The organism is Paracoccus sp. UBA5162 (assembly GCF_002413585.1).
Lineage (GTDB): Bacteria > Pseudomonadota > Alphaproteobacteria > Rhodobacterales > Rhodobacteraceae > Paracoccus.
This window is the reverse complement of record NZ_DHXG01000056.1, coordinates 61486-83851: the sequence shown is the minus strand read 5'-3', so window position 1 is coordinate 83851 and position 22366 is coordinate 61486. Positions and strand designations below refer to the sequence as shown.

The window sequence follows — 22366 nt, the reverse complement described above, 5'->3', positions numbered from 1 at the left end:
CTCTTGCTGGGAATGCCGAGACATGGCGCGACGGAACGGCTTTTGTCAAGCGCCCGGCTCGTGCCGGCTCAGACCATCACGCGCGTCTCGATCAGGGCGGGGAGGGCAGCGAAATCGTCGAAGGCAGCATCGTGGGGCAAATCTGCGACCGGCTTCAGGCGATAACCTTTGGTGTAGATCAGGAACGGCACCTGTATCGCCGCGGCGCATCTGGCGTCGAATTCGCTGTCACCGACATAGATTGCGCGCGGCTGAGCCGGATCGGCCCCAAGCGCGGCAAGCGCGGCCCGCAGCGGCGCGGGATCGGGCTTCTTCTGGGGCAGGCAATCGCCGCTGGTGACATGGGCGAAGGACCCCGCAATTCCAAAATGATCAAGAATCGCGCGCGTCGGCCCCATCGGCTTGTTGGTGCAGATCCCCAGAGGATGCCCGCGGTCGGCCAGCGTGCCAAGCGCCTCAACCACCCCGGGAAACAGCCGCGTCAGCGCGGTCGCGTCGTGATAGCGGGTCATGAAGGATGCGATCAGATCTGATCTGTACGCCGGATCGATCCTCAGCGCGGCGATGATCCTGGTCCAAAGAAGGTCCACACCACCGCCGATGAAACTGCGCACCCGATCCTGGCCCAGCGGCGCCAACCGATTTTGACGCAGGACCGCATTGACGCATGCATGGATGTCCGGAGCGCTGTCGATCAGCGTGCCGTCAAGGTCGAAAACGATCGGGCATGGCGCCATGCAGACGTTCATGCGGATTTCCACTTGATCGAACATCCCATCGAAGGCACCTGATTTACCGGTCCTTTTCCTGTCTTGGCAATCATCATCATCGCGTCCCGCAATTCGCGTTTCGCATCCGCGGGACCAGCCTGCCGTGTCGAGGAATCCAGCCGGCCCCGATACTGCAACCTGCCATCCGCGTTGTAGCCGAAGAAATCCGGAGTGCATTCCGCACCATAGGCGCGGGCCGTATCCTGGCTCTTGTCGTAAAGATAGGGAAAGCTGAAACCGTGTTTTTCGGCCTCTGCCTTCATCTGCTTGGGACCGTCGCCGGGATACTCGACCACATCATTGGCCGAGATCGCGACAACGCCAATACCGGCCGCCTGCATCTCTTTCGCGTCGCGCACGATGCGATCGAGAACCGCCTGCACATAGGGGCAATGGTTGCAGATGAACATGACCAGCGTGCCCTTCGAGCCCTCGATATCAGCCAGGGAAACAGCCTTGCCATCGGGATCGGGTAGCGTGAAATCATGCCACGGCGCACCGAAATCGCAAACCGGAGGGGAAACCGCCATTGAAGTCTCCTTGCTTTTTTATGGCGAATGTCGCGGATCGGCGACCGGCAAGCAAGCCGGTTCAAACTGCCAGCGACCATCCGCAGTGTCCGGTATCAATACCAAATTGTTCCATAATACCGATTATCGGGACGAAGTGTGCTCCGGTTGTTGGAGTCACGGAATTTTCCAACCATCTCGTCCTCGTGCCGAGAATGGCCCTCGTTTGAGGTCGTTTGCGTTTCGCACCGCTCATTCCCCCTTGACGGTGATGCGGCCGTCCATGGCGGGCTTGTATTCCGCACCTTGGGCCGCAAGATAGTCAGCCAGGACCTGTGCCAGATCAGGACCGAAATCATAGGCATCGGTCGCGTTCGCCGCGAAGACCGAATACCCATCCCCGCCTGCGCGCATGTAGTTGTTCGATACCACGCCATAGGTCGCGGCGGGATCGATTGGGCTCCATCCGCCATCTTTGCGGACCATCACTTCGCTGATCCGACTACCCGCCTCGGCCGATGGATCAACAGTATATTTGAGACCGGCGACCTGTGCAAAGCGACCGGCGCCTTCCTCATATTTGCTGGCGCCGTTTTCCAAGGCAGAGACCACGTCGGCACCCTTCAGACGAAATGTTGCCAGCGTATTCTGGAAAGGCAGTACGGAATAGACGTCGCCCATCGTCACCTGCCCTTGGGCGATCGAGGCACGCAGGCCGCCGCCATTGGCGATCGCGATGCTCATGCCCTGATTCTTGACCCGATCCAGCATCGCATCAGCCACCAGATCGCCCATTTCGCATTCCCGCGCCCGACAATTGATGCGGTCTCCGTCGATGGGCGCCGCGGTCTCGGCGACGACCTTCTGGCGCAGTTCCTCGATCGGCGCGGCCATTTCCTTGACGCGAGCGACGATCGTCTCGTCCTCGGGAACGGAACTATCCAGAAGGATCGGCTTGCCCTCGGCCTTGATCAACTTGCCTTCGTCATCGAACGTCAGAATAAGATGGCCAAGATATCTGGAATACGAGGCGGCAGTCGCAACAGGAACCTCGACGCCATCGGGGCCCGAGACCATGGTCGGATAGGGTCCGGCTGCGTCCTCCCCCTCGCCCAGTAGGGTGTGGGAATGACCGCCGATGATGGCATCGATGCCCGGCACCTCTCTGGCAATTTCCTGATCGCGCAGATAACCGACATGGGTCAGCGCGATGATCTTGTTCACACCCTGGTCGGTCAGCGTCTTCACATCGGCTTTCAACGCCTCGATATCGTCAGTGACGATAACATCGGGACCGGGCGACGAAATTTCTGGCGTATCGGTCGCCAGCGCCGAGACAATACCGATCTTCTGGCCACCCACATCCAGCGTCACCGTGTCGTCGATCCTGCTTTTCAACACATTTGACTGCGAAAGGTCCAGGTTGCCGGAGGAAATCGGAAATTCCACGCCATCGGCCAGGACTGCCAGCCCTTCGGGACCGTCATCGAATTCATGATTGCCGACGGACATCGCGTCATAGCCGATATCGGTCATGAACTCTGCCACGTCCGTGCCCTTGTAGGTCGTGTAAAACAGGCTGCCCTGATACTGATCGCCCGCATCCAGCACGACCACATTGCCACCCTCCGAGGTGATCTTGTCACGCAGTTCCCTGACTTTTGCCGCCACGCGCGCGACCCCGCCGAAACACTCGCCCGCATCTTGCGTCTCTTGGTCACAGGTGCTGTCATATTTGTTGATCGGTTCGATCCGATTGTGCAGATCGTTGGTATGCAGCACATGCAGCACCATTTCAGCCTGCGCCGATCCCGCCATCAGCGCGGCGATCGATGCGGCGGTAAACAAACGAAGCGCCATGTGATTCCCCTTCCGGCCCTGTTGGTCTGACTGCGCCAGAGTGGCGCAGCGTCCGCGCGGGGTCAAATCTTCCCGACGCTGCCATCGCAGGAAAAGTTGTCAAGCAGGTTGCAGAACGCGGCCGGGCTTGACCTTGTGCGGAGAGGTGCCGCAAATGCCGCCATGCGGATCTACAAGGTACTGAGGCTGGAAGAATGGGCCACGCTTAGAACGTCCGGACGCAGCGCCGGCGCTTCCGTTGATGTGTTGGATGGCTTCGTGCATTTTTCCGCTTCGGACCAGGTCAAGGCGACGCTGAATAAACATTTCCGCAAAGATAGCGAGCTGATGCTTCTGGCATGTGAATCGGATGCGATGGGCGATTGCCTGCGGTGGGAGCCTGCACGCGGCGGCGACATGTTCCCGCATCTCTACCGGGACCTGTTGTTGTCGGACGTGATCTGGACACGTCTGATCCTGCCGGGCACGGATGGTCATGACGTCGGAATTCTGGAATGAGCATGGTCGAGAAGCTGGGTCTTGCCTTCCTGCACCGGCTGGATCCGGAACGCGCACATGACCTTTCGATCCGGGCGCTGGCGACCGGATTGGCGCCCCTGCCCGGCCGGCCTGTCACGTCGGACAGGTTGAGGCTTGAAATGGCGGGTCTGGATCTTGCCAATCCGATCGGTCTGGCGGCAGGTTTCGACAAGAATGCCCGCGCAGTGTCAGCGCTGATGAAAGCTGGTTTCGGCTTCATTGAACTTGGCGCCGCCACGCCGCGCGCGCAACCCGGGAATCGCAGGCCGCGGCTGTTTCGCCTTGCCGAAGATCGCGCGATCATCAACCGGTTCGGGTTCAACAACGACGGCGCAGCGGCCATCGCCGCGCGACTGGAAGCCAGACCACGGGGCATTCCAGCGGGATTGAATATCGGAGCGAACAAGGATAGCACCGATCGCGCTGCGGATTTCGCAGAAGTGGTCCGCATCGCGGGCGGGACCGCCGACTTCCTGACCGTCAATGTCTCATCGCCAAACACGGAACGTCTTCGCGAATTGCAAGGCCCCAGGGCGCTGGAGGCGTTGCTGGACGGAGTGATGCGGGCCCGCGATGCCCTGACCGTGCGACGGCCCGTCTTCGTCAAGATCGCGCCGGATCTGGATCGAACGGCGCTTTCGGACATCGCCCACGTGGCACGGAACCTGCGGGTCGATGCGATCATCGCCACCAACACGACTCTGTCTCGCGAAGGTTTGCGCAGCCGCCAGGCCGGGGAGGCCGGCGGTTTGTCGGGAAAGCCCCTTCTCGCGCGATCGACCGAAGTCCTGGCACAGCTCTATCGGGAAACTCACCGAGAGTTGCCGCTGATCGGCGTCGGCGGCATATTTTCCGCCGACGACGCATGGGCCAAGCTGCGCGCAGGTGCAACGGCGGTGCAACTCTATTCCGCTTTGATCTTTCAGGGATTTTCTCTGGCAGGACGGATGGCAGAAGAGCTTGACCTGCGCCTGCGGCGCGAGAAGATGACACTGCCGGAACTGACCGGCAGCGGCATCTAGAAATAATCGTCAATTCCCAAAAGCTGGTTCATGCTGTGCGACGGTTCAGAACAACCCGCATCGCCCACCACGCGTGCGGGAACGCCCGCCACGGTTTTGCACGATGGGACATCGTGCAGCACGACCGATCCCGCCGCGATCCGCGAATGATGCCCGACCTTGATGTTGCCCAGCACCTTCGCACCCGCTCCGATCATCACGCCATCGCCGATCTTGGGATGCCGGTCACCGTCCTCCTTGCCGGTCCCACCCAAGGTGACTGAATGCAGCATGGAAACGTCGTTTCCGACGGTCGCCGTCTCGCCGATGACTATGGAATGGGCATGGTCGATCATCACCCCGGTGCCGATCCTGGCTGCTGGGTGAATATCGACACCAAAATATTCCGAGCAACGCATCTGCACGAAATAGGCCATGTCGCGCCGATCGCGCCGCCACAGCCAATGCGCCAGACGATAGGCCTGCAAGGCCTGAAAACCCTTGAAGAACAGCACCGGCTGCAAAAGGCGGTGCGTCGCAGGATCCCGATCGTAGACAGCCAGCAGATCGGCGCGCGCGGCGTCGCCCAGTTCGGCTCCCGCGTGATAGGCCTCGTCCGCCAGTTCGCGCAGGATCTGTTCGCTCATTTCACCCGAGGCCAGCTTGAGCGATAGCCGGTAGGCCAGCGCTGCCTCCAGACTGGAATGGTGCAACAATCCGGCATGGATCAGGGCACCCAAGAGCGGCTCGTTGCGAATGGCCGCCGAGGCTTCGTCGCGAAGCTGCGCCCAGACGGCGTCGCGATCCATGACCAGCGTGTTGCTGGATTTGTTTTGCACATTCATCGGCTCGGTCCGCGCTTGCTGTTCCTCACCTTCTTAGCCCAGATGGAAACGCGGGAAAAGCGCGCGGGACCTCCATCACGTCAAAACGGCAGCCGCAGTTCCAGCCAGTGAACCGACAGCCTGACCGCACCCCCGCTGAAATTACCGCCCTCGGCCGTCATCACCATCGTCTCGGGGCTGTAATATGCCGTGGGCGTGCCCAGCAGACCGCGTGCCCATGACCCGGCCGATGTGCCAAGCCCCTGCCCAAAGCGATTCGTCGCGCCGCCATGGCCCAGACGCCAGGAAGTCAGGCCACCTGTCAGGGTCTCCGTGACCCGCGCGACCGCTCCGATGACCGATACATTCGCGGGGATCGCAAGGCCGGTGTCGAAATCCGCGCCCGTACCGACCATCACCTCGGCCTCGGCGAAGCCGGCGACCAGCCCGGACCCGAAAACTCCCAGCGACAGGGCTCCAAGGGCCCAACCCCGACCATCATGGATCGCCTCGCAGCCCCGATCCGCGACGAAAGCCCGCATCCCTGCCGACGGCGCGACGAACATCCACCCGCCGTTCGAGCCAAGCGCGATCAATCCATCCTTGCCGGCCCAGGCGCCCTGCGCCGCGAGAGGCACACCCCAGCACTGCCCGTCGATCACGGTAGCCGGAGGCAACAAGGTGCTGACACTTTGCAAAACCAGGTTCACCAGACCGTCGAGTCGCATCAGTGCCTCGTTGACGGTCACATGCTTCTGCGCCTGGGAGGGTTGCAGCAAGGGCATCGCCAGTCGCATCGTTTCACTGGTCACCATCGAAAGTTCTCCTGAGATAGGGGCCGGCACCAAAAAGGTCCGACAATTGCGCTACGGCGACCGTGAAACCGCCGTTCTGCGCGGCTTCGGAAAAGACCGCTTCGGGGATCAGGTATTCGGGCCGGTCGAGATCGATCTGGTGGATCACGATATCGTCCTTCGTGATGCGCAGACGATACGATTCGAGGCTTTCGCCCAACGGGACATCCGTTCCGTCCCAGCTATCGCCATCGACCCGCGTGCGCCGCACCCATGACAGTTGGCGACCCTCGGCTCGCATGTGGCAAGGTGCATAGGGCCGCAGTCCGACACCCTTGACCTCCGTGGTCAGAAGCCGGTAGCTGGCATCATCGGGTGCCCGCAATGCTGGACCGATACGCCAAAACCTCTCTTGTCCGCGCGCCGAGGGCGGAAGCGCGACCTGACGCGGCGCCCCATCCATGATCACGACAAGACTGCCCTCGGGCCAGCTTGCCGGCATGATCGCATCTGTTCCGGCTTGGCCGCGCAACCGTTCGCTGATTTCCCAGATCCCATCGCCAACGGGCGCGGCCTTGCGAAATTGCAAGACCTCCCACCTGTCGGTCGAGCCATCGCCGATCGCAAGAACGTTGGCTCCCGACAGAAGGGCTTTCTCGGTCACGGAACGCAGCGTGTCCGCCTTCAATCGCAAGCGTAGCGGCGCGCCCCGGTCGATCACACCGGGCCGGGCTCGTTGCAATGTACCAAGCGTCCGCCCGATGACCGCCTTGCGCGGCAAGGTCAGGTTCAGGTCGAACCCGCCCTCCTCTTCGACCGATATGTAGGCCGCAACCGTGCCTGGCCAAGGTCGCGCGGACGCAGCCAGATACGGTGCATGGGGCGTCTCGTCACCACGCAAGAGCGGCAGATCCAAGAAAACCGGAAAGACCGGAATCGGCGGCACATAGCGCCGTATGGCATGGTCATCTTCGCTGGAAAGGGCAGGCCGATATACGCTGGGCTCGACCCTCACGGCATCAAAGGTAATCGCCCCTGCCCTCTCGACCCGGTCAATCCGCCAACGCCGCATCTCTGCCACATTCGATCTCATCAGGATCACATCACCGGGCCCCAGATCCGCCTTCGACGGCGCCAGCGCGAAGCGCGCCGTATCTCGCCCGATTTCCGCCTCGGCCAGCCATCGCTCGGCAATGGCGCGACCCTCGCCGCGGGTCATCGCCATGGTGAATTCGCTGTCGGTCACGGTTTCGGCGTCGCCGTCGGGCAGACTCGTCTCGGCAGTCGCCGTGGCGTAGTCGGTTCCGGCCTCGACATGCGTCAGGCGAAGCCGCCCGGCAACCTGAGGTGCCGCTGCCCGCGTCGTCTCGAAATCCGCGACATCCTCCGCCACTGCCAGGTCCTCTGGCCCGAGCGCGGCCCGGGCCAGCCCGTCTCGACGTCGAAAGCCCAGCATACCGTCACGCTCCAGCGCGTCAAAGCCGTGCGCAAGCATCAGCGGCTGCAATGCGGCCCGGCCGGTTTCGCCGCCCAAGACCGAAAAGCCGCGCACCACACCAAACAGCCCGCTTGTATCGAAGGCTTCCACGCCAGCCTCGCGGCAAATGTCGCCCACAACGGCTTCCAGCGCCACCGCTCCCGCGCGGCCGTTCAGCCAGTGTCCACGTTCCCAGGCCGGCCCGTCCGACCAAAGATCGTCCCGGCCCGGAAAGGCTGGATAGGGCCGGGCGTCCCAGCACCAGACATGCGCCCGATCCAGATCCAGCATTATGCCCCCATCCTGCCGTTCAGGATTGTTGCCAGGCTTTGACCAATAAGACCTTACCGCCGCCAGATAAGCCGCCTGGATCGCATCATCGCGCCGCCCGTCGGAATAATAAGGCAACGTGCTCTCAGAACTCATCGCATCAAGAAACTTGTTCGGCTGGTTCGTCGCTTTGTCCAATGCAGCGCAGCCGTATTCGGTGAACCAGATCGGCTTCGATCCCGGAACCCAGTTCGTCGCCTGCCTTGAACGCACACCGTCCGGCCGATCGAAATGCAAATTCTGCCACCAGCTACGCAGATCCTTGTAGCGCCAGACCCAGGCTTCGTCATATTGTCCGTCGGTAATCGGCGTGCGGATTTGTGCATCGCGATCGGCCTCACTGGCGTAATACCAGTCATATCCCTCGCCGCCGCAAACATTTGCTTCCAGATACTCAGGGTTGCCGATGCGGCCCCAATGCGCGTCCAGATGATCCTCGCCGTCGCGCCAATCACTGAGGGGCATGTAGTTGTCGATACCGATAAAGTCGATATTGTCATCGGCCCACAGCGGATCGAGATGGAAGAACAGCTCGCCGTTGCCGGGATGATGGCCAAAATATTCCGACCAATCCGCAGCATAACCGATCTTCACATCGGGCCCCAAGATTTGACGCACATCAGCCGCGAGACGTCGCAATTGCGCGACCGCGGGATAGATGTTCTGCGGTCCCCGGATCTGAGTCATTCCGATCATTTCGGAACCGATCAGAAAGGCGTCGATCCCGCCGGCAGCCGCACAGAGATGCGCGTAATGCAGTATGAACCGGCGGTAGGACCATTCGGCCGGACCGTGGTAGGTAATCTTCTGCCCGTCTGCGGTAAAATCGGCCCCGTCGGCTTGACCAAAGAAGGTCGCGACTTCATCGACTGCCGCTTCGGTCGAATCCGTCGTGTCGGCCCGTCCCGGTGCGATCGATGTGGTGATCCGCCCGCGCCACGGCATGACCGGTTGCTCAACCGCGCCATGGGGGTCGGGCAGTTCGTTTCCGCCAAGCTGCTCCATCAGGATGAACGGATAGAAGACCGCCTTTCTTCCGGAATTCTCTATGGCCACCAGCGCCTCGGTCACAGATTGATCCGACGGAGTGCCGCCATAGATCGGCCGACCGTCGACTTGCGCGACCTCGGCTGCCGATGTCCTGTCGATTCCGCCGGCACGCCAAGGCATCTCGGACCCGTCAATCTCGCGCTGCTCGACCTTAGGCTGAATCTTGCAGCGGTCGATCCGCAGGTCGTTTCCGAACCATGAAACAACAAGCGAGACCGAACCGACCTTCGGCAATTCCCGGCCCAGAATATCCATCGAGACACTGAAATCAGTGCCCCCCATGGGCGTGTTCGTATTGACCGAACGAACCTCGCCCAGCCCCAGATCCTGCGTAACGTGACTTGTCGCCAAAGAATATTCGCCGGTTCCCGGTATCAGGGCGACAGCCCGGACGTCGCGGCAAAGACCCGAGCCGTCCTGCGCCGCGCAGGTCACCTCGAAGCTCAGCTGCGGCATTCTGTTGCCCCAGCGTTCCAGGACCAGATCTTCCAGAACCACATAGGCCACGCCGCGATAGGCCGGCGTGTCCGCGCCTTCATGTGCCTCGATCGCCGGATCGGGCATCTGCGTTTCGCTGCCGCGATAGACCCGCATGTTCAGATCCGAAGCCGCAATTTCTTCTCCATCGGCCCAGACCCGGCCGACGCCCAGGATCCGCCCCTCGCACAGGGCCAGAGCGACAGAAAGCCGATAGCTGATCTGCGTGACCTTTGCCTGCGGCGCGCCTTTGCCCCCGCCTGCGCTTTCCGTCGTGCTGATCTCATCCAGCGGCGACGCCCATATGACATGACCAGGCACCCGCATCTGGCCCCAGATCCGCGGGATCGGTGCGCCCTCGCCCGCAGTCTGCAATCGCAGCCGGTCGATCCGACCCGTTTCAACTGCTTTCGAGCCACCGCCCAGCAGGCGCTGGTCCAGGGCGCGGCCAACCGTCGCTCCGATCGCCCGGCCGACCACGGCGCCCGACATGCCCAGAAACGCGCCGCCGAACCCGCCGCCGATGGATGCACCCACTGCGGACAGCACAATCGTGGCCATCGCGGCCTCCTTAAGTCAAAGATCAGGGAAAGCGGAACCGGGCTGCGATCCGGTTTCGCCAAGGGGCGGTCAACGGACTGTCGATCACCCCATGATGGGTATAGGCATGAATAAATCGCGGCGCGTCGCCGGCAGCCGAGACGATGCCTAGATGTTTGGCGACAGCGCCCGCCCGCATGCGGAACAGCAGCACCTGACCTGGCGCCAGCGCCGCTGCCCGTTCAACCGCCAGCATGTGCCTCATGGCACCATCCATCAGCAGTTCATGGCTGCCGAACTCGCCCCAGTCGGGCGTATAATCGGGTGCGGCCTCTGGCTCTTCGCCGTAGAGTTCACGCCAGATGCCGCGGATCAGGCCAAGGCAGTCCGACGCGACGCCCTTCTGGCTGGCCTGATGGATATAGGGTGTTCCCAGCCAGTCGCGTGCGACGGAAACGGCTCTATCGGTCATGACCGCCCTGCCGTCCCGGGCGCAATCAGCCAGTCCTCGGTCGGCAGATGCGGAAAACCACGGAAATTGACAAAATTGCGGAACTTCAGTCGGCAGGTCTGGGCGCGTTTGTCACACCCGGCGACCAGCCGAACGCGATCCCCGACGGCAGGGGTCATTCCGAATGCCTTCCACAACCCGATCTCGCGACGCGCTCCGGGCAGTGCCAGATCGTTCTTGATCGCAGCCGAAAGCCCTTCCGCCCGCCCCGTGAGAACCTCGATCCTGCCGCGCTCGAACCATCCCGCGTCAAATGCCGGAAACGCCGCGAAACGAAGGATGTGGTCGTCGTCTAGCGCCTCGATCGCGCGCTCGGTCCACAAGGTATCGTCAGTCAGGTCGATCTTGCAGAACTTGTCTCCCAGCCGGGCGGAGCAGCGCGGATGAAACACACGGCCCCGCGCCTGGTTCAGCGGCTCTGCCAAGCCGCGCAACTCGGCGCGGAAGGCCCCGCCCGAACGCGACACCTCGCCCAGACTGCCGGCAAAGACCAGCCGTCGCTTCGAGACATCGCGCCAATCGACCTCCCACATGCTGAGACCGGCTTCATCCCAGCGTCCGGCCAGAATGTCCCCTTCGGTGATCGCCTCATCCGACAGGGCTCCTTCTGCTTCGGAATTGTCCACCGACAGTCCCGAAGCCTGAACCAAAGCGCGTGCAGTCATTCCATGGTCGGGACGAAAGCGCAGGCCATCGAATGACAAATCGCGGTCGTGATCGGTAAAGCCCACTCGCAGGCCGTCTCGGCGTCGGATCAACCACGCACGCGCGATGGTGGTGCTGGTCATACGCGAACCTCCACGACCGGAATCTGCGGCATCTCGCCCGCCTGAAAGGAAGAAACCGATACCGCGATCCGATCGGTATCAAACCGGACAGGGACGTCGAATTCATATCCCGCCGAGATCGTCGCGCCGGGTTCGGGTGCGGCGCTGAAGGTGATCTGGCCCGTCTGATGATCTACTGTGAAATGCGTGTCCGGAAACAGTTCACTTCCCCCCACACCGGCGCGGACGCTGTCTTTCACCGGCTTGTTGATGGGACGCTGATAGCGGGCCGGCCCTGATGCATAGGCCTTGGTCAGTTGAAAGGTCACGCTGACGCCGTCACCCACGGCGATTTCCTGATCGTCGAAGGCCGGATCGCGTGACGGCAGACAGCTTTTGTAGTCCGACCAATCCTTCCAGCGGAAGCCGTGCAATTGCCCCGCCCTCGCCTCGAAGAACGCGACCAGCGCCGACAGATCGTCCAGCGAACGCAAACCCATTCCGGCATCATAGCGCCTGCGCGCGTCGGCCCAAGGTGTATTGCGTTCCTCAAATCCGCTGGACAACGCGACGATTTCCGTCCTGCGCTCTGGTCCACCGATCGAGCCGAAGGACAGGCTTGCAGGAAACCTCACCTCGTGAAATGCCATCCTCGCCTCCTGCTCAGGAATTTCGTTCGCCGCGCGCCAGGGCGCGGCCAAGCTGTGCCGCGATCTGCGATTGGCTGCGCTTGAAGCCGGCGACATCCGGCGTCGTGACATTGACCGTGACGTTCACTGCCCTGCCGCCGCTTCCGCCTGCGGCGACACCCAGTCTGCCATCGGCACCGCGTCGCAGCGGCATGATCGCCTCGGGGCCGGCTTCGCCCATCAGTCCCGTCGCGCCACGCATCGGGAACCGGGTCGGTTCCGAGACGACCCCGCCCTTGGCGAAGGGCATCACCCTGCCCTGCACGAATGCACCGCCCTGGGCGAATGGCATTGCGCCCGATACCATTCCGGCCATGCCGTTCGCCACCGATCCGGCCAATGCGCTCTCGACCGGCTTCATCGCGATCGAGAAGACGGTATCTGCGATCGTCCGCCCGATCCCCTTCAGTGCCTCGGACAACTTGTCGCCGTCAAAGATCAACCCGTCGAAGGCGCGGCGCAATCCGCTTTCGATCCCGGAACTCAGCGTTCCGACCTCGCGCGACGTGAACGACATCGACTGACGCAGCCGCGCCAATTCCGCCTCGAACTCGGCCGTCATCCGGCTCGTCTGTCCCATATTCTCGTCAAGCTGGTCCAGACCGGACCCGAAACCATCCTTGTTCGCCATCCTCTGATCCCCGATCATGCATTCCCGTCATCAGGCGCCGCGTCCCGGTCGGGATATCGCGCCGCCAGTTCGGCCAGTCTGCCCCGCGTCATTGCAGGGCGGCCTGCTTCGATGCCCAGCATCAGCGCCAGCTCCGCCGGGGTCAGCGTCCAGAACTGGTCCGGCCTCAGGCCCAGCCCATGCAGGCCGGCGCGCATCAGTCCCGGCCAATCCAGTCCCTTGTCGGCCTCGCTCATGCCGCGATCCGAAAAGCCCGCGCCAGCAATTCTGCCGCCGCGCGGCCGGCCCCCACCGGGCCGCCATCGATCTCGACCGACAGCAGGTCTTCGGCGCGACCCTGCCAACCTCCGCCGCGCAGGCCGGCGACAAGCACGGCCAACACATCGCGGCTGCTGAAGCGCCCGGCCTCGAACCGCCCGGCAAGATCCATCAACGAGGCCGCGCCCAACTGATGTTCCAGCTCTGCCAAGGCTCCCAGGGTCAGCCGTGCGACATGCGCGCGGCCGTCCAGAACCACCTCGACCTCGCCCCGCATCGGGTTCACCATCACAGGGCCACGAAGCTCAGCGCGCCCGCCGACGCCATCGTCATCTCGTAGGTCGCCTCCCCGTTGTAGCTACCCGCGTATTCCAACGCGGAGATCTGGAAAGGCCCCTCGACCGTGCCGAAATCCGGGATGACGACCTGAAAGCGCGGAACCTCGCCGTCGAAAAAGATCTGCCGCGCACGACCGTCCGTATCGGCATCGCGAAACACTCCCGACCCCGAGATCGAGGCGCTGCGCATTCCCGCCCCACCCAGCAATTCGCGCCAGCCGCCTTCGCTTTCGATCGTGGTCACATCCACCGTCTCGGCGTTGAACGACAGGCGCGAGGCCCGCAGTCCGGCCACCGTCTCGAAAGAGCCATCGCCCGTCATGTCCATCTTGATCAGCAGGTCGCGTCCGTTCTGTACCGCCATGGGTTTTCTCCTCAGTCCAGATCGATGCGGGCACGGAAGGTCAGATCGACCCGCCGCGCCGCACCATTTTCCACCCGCCGCGCCTTGGCGCGCAGGAACCACATTCCGGCCAGATCGCCGCGATCCAGCGTCAGTTCGGCACGTTCCAAAGCCTCCGCGACAGCAACGGCAGCCGTTTTCACGGCGGCGAATCCCGCGCTTTCATCCGTGCCCGACAGAACCGAGACGATGAAATCGTGCTGGGATCCGGCGCGATCGAAATCGCCGGCATCGCGCACCTCTTCGGGACCCAGCGAGACGAAGACCCCGCTGGGCGCATCGACCGGCATCGCGTCATAAATCGCGTCTCCGACCAGTTCGGACAACACTGCGTCGGCCCGCAGTCGCTGATAGACCGCGCCCTGAAGGGCGACGGAAGCCGCATAACTCATGCCTGATCCTCCTCGCGCGCAAAACATGTCAGCCACAGGCCGTCACGGTCCCGCTCGGCGACCGCATCGATCCGGAAGAACCGGCGATCCAGCCGCAACCTCTGTCCGGGTGCCGGCCGCCTTGGATCGCCCGTCGCCGCAGACCGCACCGTGATCTTCCAGGATACGACGCTTTCCGCGCCCACCTCTGCCGACCGCCGCCGCCCCGAACCCGAATCCAGTTCGGCCCACAGAAATCCCAGTTGCCGCCAGACCACGCGATAACCGCCCAGCCCGTCGCTCTGACGCTCTGGCGCTTCCAGCGCCAGGCGCACGTTCAGCCTCGGCGCGCCCATCAACGCACCTCGCGCTGACCGCGCCCCGCCAGGGTGCGGATCTGGCGCCAGCGTTCGATCAGTGCGCTGACCCCGAAGGGCATCGCATTCGCCGATCCCTCGAAGCTGCGATCCTCGTAATATCGCGTGGCCAGCATCAGAACCGCCTGCGACAGATCGGCCGGCACCGAAGCCCAGGTATCGCCGAACCCTGCCGTGAAGGTAATCGTCAGAAAGCCCCGGCGCGGCACGTTGGGCAGAATGACACCCGCCGGCAGAATGGTCGGGCGCTGCATGTCGGGCAGCAGCCGCCAGCCGTCGGGTTGCAGCGTCGTTACCGTGCCGGCCCCGTCATCGATCTCGATCCTGTCGACCGTGACCACGGGCGCCAGCGGCAGCGTCTGTCCCAGCCGGTCGCGCCAATCGTCCAGTTGCATCCGAAAACGCCGCGTCAGCAGGACCTTGCCCGTGCGCGCCTCGATCGCGGCGATCGCGGCGCGCAGATAGCCCGTCAGCGCCGCCGTTTCCGCATTATCCTCGGCAATCTCGAAACCCGAGCCGAGGCGCAAATGCTCGCGCAAGGAGGCGACAGGCAGCGCCTCCGCCGCGGGCGCCGTTTCCTCAATCAGCATCATCTTGCGAACCTCCCGTCCTGCCGTCCGCCATTCGTTCCACCGAGGCGGGGCCCGACCATGGGCCCCGCCATTGCTTCAGGCGGGAAAGGACCGCGCCCGCGCGCCAGCCATCAGCACGCGCGGACAGTTGCAAAGCCAGCATGACCGGCGCGCGACCCGCGCGCGGCCCCTTCCCTCGCCCGACCCCGAAGGATCAGGCGAACTGCAGGAACTTGACCGCGCGGAAGTCGGTGACGCCGCCGCCGACGCGCTTGGTCGCATAGAACAGAACATGCGGCTTGGCGCTGAACGGATCGCGCAACACGCGCAGGTCGGGACGCTCGACAATGGTGTAGGCGGCATGGAAATCGCCGAAGGCGATGGCCAGGGCGTCAAAACCGATATCCGGCATGTCCTCGCTGATCAGAACCGGATAGCCCAGAAGCTGCGGCACCTGACCGGCAGCCAGGGCGTCGCTCCACAGAAAGCGCCCATCGGCATCCTTCATCTTGCGAACCTGCGCTGCCGTCTTCGAATTCATCACGAAGCTGGCATTGGCGCGATATTCCGCAGGCAGGGCATAGATCAGGTCGATCAGCGGATCGGCCGGCGCGGCCGAGTTGAACTCGCCGATCGCGCCCGTGCCGATAACGCCGATCTCGCCCGCGCCGGCGCTGTCGTTCGGCGCCGTCGGATAGGCCAGAATGCCCTTCGGCTTCGATACACCATCGCCCGAAATGAAGGCTGCTGCTTCCGAACGCGCGAACTTGTCGGCGATCCGCTCGGCCAGCCATGCCTCGACGTCGAAGGCGGCATCGTCCAGCAGGCGCTGACTGGCCTTCGGCATCGCCGACAATTCGTGAACCGGGATCGAGATCCGTTCGACACCGCCGGCGCCGGACTCGACCGGCTCGGCCTCGTCGGCCCAGCCCGCACCCATGTCACCCTTGTCCACCAGAACCTCGTAGGCCGAGGATTCGACGGTCACGACATTGGCCAGCTTGCGCAGCGACGCACCGGTGGAGAGCACCGATTGCACGCTGTCGGCGACCTGGGGGGCCGCCAGGAAACCACCGTCGCTGGCCACGCTCAGCCCCTTTTCCTCGACCGCAAGGCCGCGCAGACCGTCGTCATCGCCGCTGCGCAGATAGGCGTTGAATGCCTTCTGATGCGGAACCTCGGTCTCGGCCACGGTCGAAAGAGGCGCGCGGCCCCGAATGGCGGTCTTGCGATCAAGCATGTTCATACGCTCTTCCTGTGCATTGAGCTTCTTCTGAATGTCGTCTCGGAACCCTCTGAGTTCGCTCACGAACCCTGTCATGGCCCCTTTCAGATCGGCGGACGCGTCACCGCCGCCCGCGGCCTTCACCTCGGTCATAATCTTCTCCTCATCGCGATGATCGGGGCCGATCCGCCCCTGCTGCCGGGTCAGGAACGACCCGAACCCGAATGATGCGTCCCGGCGCATCTTGCCGCGGCCGCGCCGATGCGGCGCGACCCCGGATTTCAGTCTGCCCGCAGCGCCTCGACGGCCGCCGAAAACAGCGCCGCGATCTCGCGCAGATCGTCCGTTTCCTTGCGGCCGACCTTGGCCTCGGGCAGCATCGGAAAGGTCACCAGCGACACTTCCCACAATTCGACCTCGGCCAGGGCGCGGCGCCCTTTCTGATCGCGCTCGGCGCGGATCGTGCGATAGCCGATGGACAGGCCATCGATCGCACCGGCCTGAATCAGCGCCGCCGCTTCGCGGGCCTGCGCGACCTCGCGCAGCAGGCGACCCTTGACCCACAGCCCTGTCTGATCCTCGCGGATCTCGTCCCAGACACCGATGGGCCGTGTCGGATCGTGCTGCCACAGCATCCGAACCTTGTCGCCCTTGCCCGCCAGCTTCTTCAGCGAGGCTGCGAAGGCGCCCGGAAGAACCGCGTCGCCGCCCTGATCCGTCATCCCGAACAGGCTGGCATAGCCTTCGATTACATGGCCTTCGCTCAGGACCGGAGCCCCGCCCGCGAATTTCACCTCAAGTCCCGGAACCATCCCTCAGCCTCCTTTGGGCACGTAGTCGATTATTCCCTGAATGGCCTGGGTCAGGATGACGGCGACGACGCCGTAAACCGTCATCCACAGCCGCCGCTCCAGGCCCTCCATCAGCGCCTCGATGCGCTCCAGCCGCTTCTCGACGGTGCCGAATTGCAGCGCCATGATCCGCTCCTGCGCCTCAAATCGCTGGTCGCGCCACAAGCCCGCCTCGATGAAACGCGATCCTTCCATCGGCTCACCCATCGGTCAGCGGAGGCAGCCCCAGCAGCGCCCGCTTTTCGGCATCGCTGAGAAAACTCGCCCCGCCGATCCGGGCCCATTGCTGATCCCGCTCTTCTGCCAGGGCCGGAATTCGGTCGGGATCGGGACGCAGATCGACCTCGGTGCCCATATGCTCAGAGAGCCACCAGGCCACTGACGCGGACACCCGCGTCGCCAGCGGCAGAACGGTCAGCCGATAGAAGGCCCGGTGCGCCTCGGCATAGTTTGCATAGGTCGCATCCCCGGGGATCCCCAGCAGCATGGGCGGAACGCCAAAGGCCAGCGCGATCTCGCGCGCCGCCGACAGCTTGGTTTCATGAAACTCCATGTCGCTGGGGCTGAATCCCATCGGCTTCCAGTCCAGCCCGCCTTCCAGCAGCATCGGTCGCCCGGCATTGCGTGCGCCCTGATGGTTCATCTCGATCTCGCCGACCAAGCGGTCATATTGTTCGGGGCTCAGAACCCCCTGCCCGTCGACGCCCTTGTAGACGATGGCGCCACTTGGCCTCGCGGCGTTGTCCAGCAGCGCCTTGGACCAGGCGCTGGCGCTGTTATGCACATCCAGCGCCACCGCCGCTGCCTGCATCGGCGACAATCCGTAGTGATCGTCCTGCGGATGAAAGCTCTTGATGTGGCAGATCGGATCGGGGCTGCCGGTCATGTCGAAACGATGCTTGCGCCCGCCAACGGAATATTCGAACGCCACCGGCCAGCCATCCGTGCCGGGAACGATGCTCATCCGGTCCGAACGCAGAACATGCAGTTCTTCCGGCAGCCCCGCCCCGGACAATCCGACCGCCTCGACATAGCCGTTGCCCGACAGCAGCAATTGCCCGAAGAGGGCTTCGAACAATTCCGCCCGTCCCTGGCCCGGGTTGGGACGTCGCAGCAGATCCAGCACCGGATGCACGTCATATCGCCGCTCGCGATCCTCGCAGACCAGCGGCACCGCCGCCGCCGCCTCGGCGATCAGCTTGACCGACCGGAACCCGACCGGATTGCCCATGAAACCGCCGCGCGTCAGCGACCCGGTATCACGTGCCGACCAGATCGGCCGTCCCGCTCCGGACGCAAAGGCCACCACCCGGCCCGTCGCGCTGGCCTTCCTCTCCGGTGCGGGAATGGATGTCTCCTCCCGCGAAAACAATCGAAACGCCATGCTCGCCTCCATGCCTCGGCCATGAAAAAGGGCCGGCCCGCAGGCCAGCCCCTTCTTCGTTGTCCAAATACCCCGGGGGACGCCGGTTCGTGCGTGTGAAACCCCCGCCTTTTCTCACAATCGCCGCATCTGCGGCCGCCGCCAGCCCGCCGCCGGCTCGATCATCAGCTCGTGAATCGCCCAGACCATCGCATCCAGCCGATCCGGAGAGCCGCGTCCCTCATAGCCGCGAACCGTCATCTGGCACATCTGGTCCTCCAGCGCGCCCAGATTGCCGGACCGGACATGCCTGATGCGCCCCTGTTCATACAGCGCGGCGACCGGTTCGGCACGCAGGCCCTTGCCGCGGCCGGCGCGCAGCGCCTTGAACGGCACCAGGGGATCGACCTGCCGGATCACGCTTTCGACCAGATCACCGCCCTGATTGACTTCGGCCACCAGCTTTTCGGCCCCGTGCCGGTCCATCGCGGCAATCGCGGCACGCGCCCAGTCCACCGGGCTGCCCCGCAGCGTCGCATCCTCCAGCAGATAGGCCCGCCAATCCTTCGGCTCGCCGTCGCAGACGACACCGGCGACGACGATGCCGCATTCGTCGCTGGCCCGGCCGGCCGTCACCGCCGGATCGACGGCAACCACGACGCGGCTCAGTTTCGGCGCCTGCTCGATACGCGCGCCCTCCAGCATCGCCGTCGTCCAAAGTGCGCCCTCGATATCGTCCAGCAGCACGCCCTCCAGCTCCTGCCGACCCATCCGGGTCCCGCCATAGCGGGCCTCGACCTCGGCCAGAAAGCTCTCGGCCAGATAGGCCCGGTTGGCATCGGTCGGCGCATGCGTCGTGACGGTGCTGGCATTGCCCAGAATGCGCTTCAGCACGGCCACATTGCGCGGCGTCGTGGTCACGACCTGCTGCGGATGGCTGCCCAGGCGCAACGCGAATTGCAGCATGTCCCACGTGTCGTCGGCCTTCTTCCACTTGGCCAGTTCATCCACCCAGGCCGCATCGAATTGCGGGCCGCGCAAAGCCTCGGGCTCATGCGCGGAATAGACCGTCGCCGTCGCTCCATTGGCCCAGACCAGCCGCCGCCGCCCGGTTTCCCAGACCGGCCTGCGGTCGGGGGGCGAACAGGCCAGGATCCCGCTCTCGCCCATGACCATCACTTCGCGGGCCTGATCGAAGGTCTCGCCGACCAGTGCCACCCGCTGACACTGACCGGGCGCGGTGGCGGTCGGACCCTCGACCATGCGGCGGACCCATTCCGAGCCGGCGCGGGTCTTGCCCGCGCCGCGCCCGCCCATGATGACCCAGCTTTTCCAATCGCCCTCGGGCGGCAACTGATGCGGCAGGGCCCAGAACTCGAACAGCCAGGGCAGCGCCATCAGTGCGTTTTCGCCCAGCCCTTCAAGAAATTCGTCAACCTCCTCCGGCTCGGCGGAGGCAAGCCAGGCGGCGCCCGATCTCAGTTCTTGCCGCGTCAAGGTCGAGGCAGCCTCCTCCGACCCCGCCGGCGATGTCCTTGCGAAGTTTGTCAACGCGGCTCCTTTCCGACAACATATGATTGACCGCATCGCGCACCGCCCGTGCGCTGTGGATCGCGGTCTTCAGTTCACCAGGATCGACAGCACCCCGCTCGCGTTCCTCCAGCGCGTCCGTATGGCGCCGCAGGTCCCTGATGCAGGACGCAAGCTGTCCCTGTGCTTCGGCCAGCAGATCTTCCAGATCCGCGGTCCGCCGGTCTTCTTCGGCCTGGTCCGCAGCGCGATCGGTGACATGCGCATCGGCCGTGACTGGCCCTTCAGGATCACCGATCCCGCTCCATTCCATATCGTTCATGCAAACTGTCCCGCCTCGTGTCCTGTCCGCACGAGCCAAGAAACGAAAAAGCGGCCCTGGGGTCGCCCCCCGGCCGCTTGCCCATTTCTCCCAGCATGGAAAACTTCTACTTCAGGGCGTCCGGTAAGTCAATCGCTAAACCATAGCGCGATCACTTTACCAAGTCTTATGCATCGAAAACAATGCCTTAAGACAGGCAACACCCATGCGTTCGCAGCGCAACACCGCGCGTGACATCACGCAAAGCCAAGGCCGGAAGGCCGCGATCGCACGGGAAAGAGGCTGCCCTCAGCCCTTCTTCTTGCCGTCCTTGGCGCGCGCCTCGGTCGCGGCCGCGATGGCGTTGCTGGCCTCGTCCTGCATCCGTTGCGCAAAGGACACCATCTGCGCGGCATAGGCCTCGGCCCAGTCAGGGAAATGACCGCCCTTCATCGCCTGTTCGCGCATCTCCTCGCTCTTCTCGCGCATCTTCTGGAACTGCTCTTCCCAGGCTGATTGCATCACCTGCAGCTGGCCGCGGACATTCTCGCCCGCCTCTTCGAAATAGCTGCGCATCTGCGCGTTCATCTCGTCCTGGCGCTGCAAGGCGGTTTCCTGCCATTTGCGGGTGCTGGCCATCATCTCGTCATTCTTGACGTTCATCTGGTTTTGCCACTCGGCCGCCCGCTCTTCCATCCGGCGGGCATTGTCGGCCAGCGTCGCGAACATGTCGGAAAATTTCATCATCAAGGCTCTCCTTTGCACAAGGCGCATGGGGACGGCCGCCCGGCAAGATCTGCGAAGCGCCAGCCCCCTCGCCAACAGCCTGCGGTGCCGGGCGAATTTTGTCAAAGCCGTTGACCTGCGCGCGTCCCGCCTGCGACGGCCCGTCCGGTTGCACGGGCCCGCGCAAGGGGCTATCTGCGCAGGGCAGCATTGTTCCGGGATAAGCCATGATCGTGATCGCAGCCATGCTTCTGGGCGCCTTTCTGGGCTGGCGCCGCGCCAGCCAGTTGGGCGGCAAGGGACGCGACAAGGCGCAATATGCGGCTGCCTTCGCGCTGGCCTTCGCCGCCCTCGGCCTTTTCCTGACGATCTTCATCGACCGCATGATCTGATGTTCATCCCCTTCCTCGACGCGCTGCGCAGGCAAGGGGTTCCGGTTTCGCTGCGCGAATGGCTGGACCTGATGGCCGGGATGCAGGCCGGGATCGCCGCGGGCCGGGTCGAGGATTTCTACCATTTCGCCCGTCTCGCGCTGGTCAAGGATGAACGCCATCTGGACCGATTCGACCGCGCCTTTTCCGAAAGTTTCTCGGGCCTGGATCGGGTCCCGGTCGAGATGCTGGTCCACGAACAGGCGATTCCGCAGGACTGGCTTCGGAAACTGGCCGAAAAGCTGCTGAGCGACGCCGAAAAGGCCCAGATCGAAGCCGGTGGCAGTTTCGACACCCTGATGCGCAGGCTGCGCGACAGGCTGGCCGAACAGCAATCGCGTCATCAGGGTGGCAACAAATGGATCGGCACGGCCGGAACCTCGCCCTTCGGCGCGCATGGCTACAATCCCGAAGGCGTGCGAATCGGTCAGGACGCAAGCCGCCACAGACGGGCGGTCAAGGTCTGGGACCGGCGCGAATTCCGCGATTTCGACGATTCGGTCGCTCTGGGCACGCGCAATATCAAGGTGGCGCTGAAACGGCTGCGGCAATGGGCCCGGCACGGCGCCGCCGATGAACTGGACCTGCCCGCCACGATCCGCGCCACTGCCAATCACGGCTATATCGACGTGCAGACCCGGCCCGAACGGCGCAATGCCGTCAAGGTGCTGCTGTTTCTGGACGTGGGCGGCAGCATGGACGACCATATCCGCATCGTGGACGAATTGTTCTCGGCCGCACGGTCGGAATTCCGTCAGATGCAGCACTTCTATTTCCACAACTGCCTCTACGAGGGCGTCTGGCGCGACAATCGCCGCCGCTGGACGGAACAGATCCCGACCTGGGATCTGCTGCACCGCTACGGCCGCGA

The 22366-nt window shown here is 63.8% G+C and carries 27 protein-coding genes; 4 read left to right on the top strand and 23 right to left on the bottom strand.

Annotated elements, in window-relative coordinates:
- Positions 1–68: 68 nt before the first annotated feature.
- From gph to B4A72_RS08555, 3 genes are all read right to left on the bottom strand, one after another.
- Entirely contained in the window at positions 69–773 is a 705-nt protein-coding gene (gph, locus tag B4A72_RS08565) for a phosphoglycolate phosphatase (RefSeq protein WP_292955337.1), read from the bottom strand.
- Positions 746–1300 (bottom strand): thioredoxin family protein, encoded by a 555-nt coding sequence (locus B4A72_RS08560; RefSeq protein ID WP_292955340.1) that lies wholly within the window; start codon positions 1298–1300, stop codon positions 746–748. Before B4A72_RS08560 ends, gph begins: the two co-directional genes overlap by 28 nt.
- 231 nt (positions 1301–1531) lie before the next feature.
- Positions 1532–3139 (bottom strand): bifunctional metallophosphatase/5'-nucleotidase, encoded by a 1608-nt coding sequence (locus B4A72_RS08555; protein WP_292955343.1) that lies wholly within the window; start codon positions 3137–3139, stop codon positions 1532–1534.
- 162 nt (positions 3140–3301) lie between these two features.
- Here B4A72_RS08555 and B4A72_RS08550 point away from each other — a divergent pair, with 162 nt between their 5' ends.
- Entirely contained in the window at positions 3302–3637 is a 336-nt protein-coding gene (locus B4A72_RS08550; RefSeq protein ID WP_292978334.1) for a DUF952 domain-containing protein, read from the top strand.
- Positions 3634–4680 carry a quinone-dependent dihydroorotate dehydrogenase gene (locus tag B4A72_RS08545; RefSeq protein WP_292955349.1) on the top strand — a complete coding sequence of 349 codons (1047 nt, stop codon included), beginning with the start codon at positions 3634–3636 and terminating at the stop codon, positions 4678–4680. Before B4A72_RS08550 ends, B4A72_RS08545 begins: the two co-directional genes overlap by 4 nt.
- On the opposite strand, the gene cysE is transcribed toward B4A72_RS08545, so the two are convergent.
- The 20 genes from cysE to B4A72_RS08445 form a co-directional block, all read right to left on the bottom strand.
- On the bottom strand, positions 4677–5504 hold the full coding sequence (gene cysE / locus B4A72_RS08540; protein WP_292955352.1) for a serine O-acetyltransferase: 828 nt from the start codon (positions 5502–5504) through the stop codon (positions 4677–4679). The two genes, B4A72_RS08545 and cysE, sit on opposite strands and share 4 nt — an antisense overlap.
- An 80-nt stretch (positions 5505–5584) precedes the next feature.
- Complete coding sequence (locus B4A72_RS08535) at positions 5585–6298, bottom strand: DUF2793 domain-containing protein (RefSeq protein WP_292955355.1); 714 nt, start codon at positions 6296–6298, stop codon at positions 5585–5587.
- Positions 6285–10172, bottom strand: a complete 3888-nt coding sequence (locus B4A72_RS08530) for a baseplate multidomain protein megatron (RefSeq protein WP_292978332.1) — start codon at positions 10170–10172, stop codon at positions 6285–6287. The genes B4A72_RS08535 and B4A72_RS08530 overlap by 14 nt, the downstream gene beginning before the upstream one ends.
- A gap of 22 nt (positions 10173–10194) precedes the next feature.
- Positions 10195–10623: a peptidase gene (locus B4A72_RS08525; RefSeq protein ID WP_292955361.1), complete on the bottom strand. Its 429-nt coding sequence runs from the start codon at positions 10621–10623 to the stop codon at positions 10195–10197.
- The gene (locus B4A72_RS08520; RefSeq protein WP_292955364.1) at positions 10620–11450 is read right to left on the bottom strand and encodes a DUF2163 domain-containing protein; all 831 of its coding nucleotides are present in this window, start codon (positions 11448–11450) and stop codon (positions 10620–10622) included. Before B4A72_RS08520 ends, B4A72_RS08525 begins: the two co-directional genes overlap by 4 nt.
- A complete protein-coding gene (locus tag B4A72_RS08515; protein WP_292955367.1) occupies positions 11447–12079 on the bottom strand; it encodes a DUF2460 domain-containing protein in 633 nt (210 codons plus the stop codon). The genes B4A72_RS08520 and B4A72_RS08515 overlap by 4 nt, the downstream gene beginning before the upstream one ends.
- 13 nt (positions 12080–12092) lie before the next feature.
- Complete coding sequence (locus B4A72_RS08510; RefSeq protein ID WP_292955370.1) at positions 12093–12749, bottom strand: phage tail tape measure protein; 657 nt, start codon at positions 12747–12749, stop codon at positions 12093–12095.
- 14 nt (positions 12750–12763) lie between these two features.
- Entirely contained in the window at positions 12764–12985 is a 222-nt protein-coding gene (locus B4A72_RS08505; protein WP_292955373.1) for a rcc01693 family protein, read from the bottom strand.
- The gene (locus tag B4A72_RS08500) at positions 12982–13296 is read right to left on the bottom strand and encodes a gene transfer agent family protein (protein WP_292955376.1); all 315 of its coding nucleotides are present in this window, start codon (positions 13294–13296) and stop codon (positions 12982–12984) included. The genes B4A72_RS08505 and B4A72_RS08500 overlap by 4 nt, the downstream gene beginning before the upstream one ends.
- The gene (locus B4A72_RS08495; protein WP_292955379.1) at positions 13296–13709 is read right to left on the bottom strand and encodes a phage major tail protein, TP901-1 family; all 414 of its coding nucleotides are present in this window, start codon (positions 13707–13709) and stop codon (positions 13296–13298) included. Before B4A72_RS08495 ends, B4A72_RS08500 begins: the two co-directional genes overlap by 1 nt.
- A gap of 11 nt (positions 13710–13720) precedes the next feature.
- On the bottom strand, positions 13721–14140 hold the full coding sequence (locus B4A72_RS08490) for a DUF3168 domain-containing protein (protein WP_292955382.1): 420 nt from the start codon (positions 14138–14140) through the stop codon (positions 13721–13723).
- Entirely contained in the window at positions 14137–14475 is a 339-nt protein-coding gene (locus tag B4A72_RS08485; RefSeq protein ID WP_292955385.1) for a head-tail adaptor protein, read from the bottom strand. The genes B4A72_RS08490 and B4A72_RS08485 overlap by 4 nt, the downstream gene beginning before the upstream one ends.
- Positions 14475–15089 carry a head-tail connector protein gene (locus B4A72_RS08480; protein ID WP_292955388.1) on the bottom strand — a complete coding sequence of 205 codons (615 nt, stop codon included), beginning with the start codon at positions 15087–15089 and terminating at the stop codon, positions 14475–14477. The genes B4A72_RS08485 and B4A72_RS08480 overlap by 1 nt, the downstream gene beginning before the upstream one ends.
- 193 nt (positions 15090–15282) lie before the next feature.
- Positions 15283–16446: a phage major capsid protein gene (locus B4A72_RS08475; RefSeq protein ID WP_292955391.1), complete on the bottom strand. Its 1164-nt coding sequence runs from the start codon at positions 16444–16446 to the stop codon at positions 15283–15285.
- 128 nt (positions 16447–16574) lie between these two features.
- The gene (locus tag B4A72_RS08470) at positions 16575–17105 is read right to left on the bottom strand and encodes an HK97 family phage prohead protease (RefSeq protein ID WP_292955394.1); all 531 of its coding nucleotides are present in this window, start codon (positions 17103–17105) and stop codon (positions 16575–16577) included.
- A gap of 3 nt (positions 17106–17108) precedes the next feature.
- Positions 17109–17339, bottom strand: coding sequence for a GTA head formation protein, RCAP_rcc01685 family (locus tag B4A72_RS08465; RefSeq protein WP_292955397.1), 231 nt, complete (start codon positions 17337–17339; stop codon positions 17109–17111).
- A 4-nt stretch (positions 17340–17343) separates the two neighbouring features.
- Entirely contained in the window at positions 17344–18528 is a 1185-nt protein-coding gene (locus tag B4A72_RS08460) for a phage portal protein (protein WP_292955400.1), read from the bottom strand.
- A 114-nt stretch (positions 18529–18642) separates the two neighbouring features.
- On the bottom strand, positions 18643–19989 hold the full coding sequence (locus tag B4A72_RS08455) for a DNA-packaging protein (RefSeq protein ID WP_292955615.1): 1347 nt from the start codon (positions 19987–19989) through the stop codon (positions 18643–18645).
- Positions 19940–20359 (bottom strand): permease, encoded by a 420-nt coding sequence (locus tag B4A72_RS08450; RefSeq protein WP_292955403.1) that lies wholly within the window; start codon positions 20357–20359, stop codon positions 19940–19942. Before B4A72_RS08450 ends, B4A72_RS08455 begins: the two co-directional genes overlap by 50 nt.
- A gap of 288 nt (positions 20360–20647) precedes the next feature.
- Positions 20648–21085, bottom strand: coding sequence for a hypothetical protein (locus B4A72_RS08445; protein WP_292955406.1), 438 nt, complete (start codon positions 21083–21085; stop codon positions 20648–20650).
- 206 nt (positions 21086–21291) lie between these two features.
- On the opposite strand from B4A72_RS08445, the gene B4A72_RS08440 reads away from it, so the two are divergent.
- Complete coding sequence (locus tag B4A72_RS08440; protein ID WP_292955409.1) at positions 21292–21456, top strand: hypothetical protein; 165 nt, start codon at positions 21292–21294, stop codon at positions 21454–21456.
- Positions 21456–22366 (top strand): vWA domain-containing protein (locus B4A72_RS08435; protein WP_292978330.1); only part of this gene is annotated, 911 nt, incomplete at its 3' end. The genes B4A72_RS08440 and B4A72_RS08435, both read left to right, overlap by 1 nt.

What these genes read in the sequence shown, in the direction of transcription:
- B4A72_RS08490 (WP_292955382.1), bottom strand. Translation starts at nt 14,140, where the DNA reads ATGAGTTATGCGGCTTCCGTCGCCCTTCAGGGCGCGGTCTATCAGCGA.
- B4A72_RS08515 (WP_292955367.1), bottom strand. Translation starts at nt 12,079, where the DNA reads ATGGCATTTCACGAGGTGAGGTTTCCTGCAAGCCTGTCCTTCGGCTCG.
- B4A72_RS08485 (WP_292955385.1), bottom strand. Translation starts at nt 14,475, where the DNA reads ATGGGCGCGCCGAGGCTGAACGTGCGCCTGGCGCTGGAAGCGCCAGAG.
- B4A72_RS08520 (WP_292955364.1), bottom strand. Translation starts at nt 11,450, where the DNA reads ATGACCAGCACCACCATCGCGCGTGCGTGGTTGATCCGACGCCGAGAC.
- B4A72_RS08480 (WP_292955388.1), bottom strand. Translation starts at nt 15,089, where the DNA reads ATGATGCTGATTGAGGAAACGGCGCCCGCGGCGGAGGCGCTGCCTGTC.
- B4A72_RS08550 (WP_292978334.1), top strand. Translation starts at nt 3,302, where the DNA reads ATGCGGATCTACAAGGTACTGAGGCTGGAAGAATGGGCCACGCTTAGA.
- B4A72_RS08500 (WP_292955376.1), bottom strand. Translation starts at nt 13,296, where the DNA reads ATGGTGAACCCGATGCGGGGCGAGGTCGAGGTGGTTCTGGACGGCCGC.
- B4A72_RS08470 (WP_292955394.1), bottom strand. Translation starts at nt 17,105, where the DNA reads ATGGTTCCGGGACTTGAGGTGAAATTCGCGGGCGGGGCTCCGGTCCTG.
- B4A72_RS08445 (WP_292955406.1), bottom strand. Translation starts at nt 21,085, where the DNA reads ATGATGAAATTTTCCGACATGTTCGCGACGCTGGCCGACAATGCCCGC.
- B4A72_RS08475 (WP_292955391.1), bottom strand. Translation starts at nt 16,446, where the DNA reads ATGACCGAGGTGAAGGCCGCGGGCGGCGGTGACGCGTCCGCCGATCTG.
- B4A72_RS08510 (WP_292955370.1), bottom strand. Translation starts at nt 12,749, where the DNA reads ATGGCGAACAAGGATGGTTTCGGGTCCGGTCTGGACCAGCTTGACGAG.
- gph (WP_292955337.1), bottom strand. Translation starts at nt 773, where the DNA reads ATGTTCGATCAAGTGGAAATCCGCATGAACGTCTGCATGGCGCCATGC.
- B4A72_RS08535 (WP_292955355.1), bottom strand. Translation starts at nt 6,298, where the DNA reads ATGGTGACCAGTGAAACGATGCGACTGGCGATGCCCTTGCTGCAACCC.
- B4A72_RS08465 (WP_292955397.1), bottom strand. Translation starts at nt 17,339, where the DNA reads ATGGAAGGATCGCGTTTCATCGAGGCGGGCTTGTGGCGCGACCAGCGA.
- B4A72_RS08525 (WP_292955361.1), bottom strand. Translation starts at nt 10,623, where the DNA reads ATGACCGATAGAGCCGTTTCCGTCGCACGCGACTGGCTGGGAACACCC.
- B4A72_RS08555 (WP_292955343.1), bottom strand. Translation starts at nt 3,139, where the DNA reads ATGGCGCTTCGTTTGTTTACCGCCGCATCGATCGCCGCGCTGATGGCG.
- B4A72_RS08440 (WP_292955409.1), top strand. Translation starts at nt 21,292, where the DNA reads ATGATCGTGATCGCAGCCATGCTTCTGGGCGCCTTTCTGGGCTGGCGC.
- cysE (WP_292955352.1), bottom strand. Translation starts at nt 5,504, where the DNA reads ATGAATGTGCAAAACAAATCCAGCAACACGCTGGTCATGGATCGCGAC.
- B4A72_RS08450 (WP_292955403.1), bottom strand. Translation starts at nt 20,359, where the DNA reads ATGAACGATATGGAATGGAGCGGGATCGGTGATCCTGAAGGGCCAGTC.
- B4A72_RS08530 (WP_292978332.1), bottom strand. Translation starts at nt 10,172, where the DNA reads ATGGCCACGATTGTGCTGTCCGCAGTGGGTGCATCCATCGGCGGCGGG.
- B4A72_RS08495 (WP_292955379.1), bottom strand. Translation starts at nt 13,709, where the DNA reads ATGGCGGTACAGAACGGACGCGACCTGCTGATCAAGATGGACATGACG.
- B4A72_RS08545 (WP_292955349.1), top strand. Translation starts at nt 3,634, where the DNA reads ATGAGCATGGTCGAGAAGCTGGGTCTTGCCTTCCTGCACCGGCTGGAT.
- B4A72_RS08505 (WP_292955373.1), bottom strand. Translation starts at nt 12,985, where the DNA reads ATGAGCGAGGCCGACAAGGGACTGGATTGGCCGGGACTGATGCGCGCC.
- B4A72_RS08460 (WP_292955400.1), bottom strand. Translation starts at nt 18,528, where the DNA reads ATGGCGTTTCGATTGTTTTCGCGGGAGGAGACATCCATTCCCGCACCG.
- B4A72_RS08560 (WP_292955340.1), bottom strand. Translation starts at nt 1,300, where the DNA reads ATGGCGGTTTCCCCTCCGGTTTGCGATTTCGGTGCGCCGTGGCATGAT.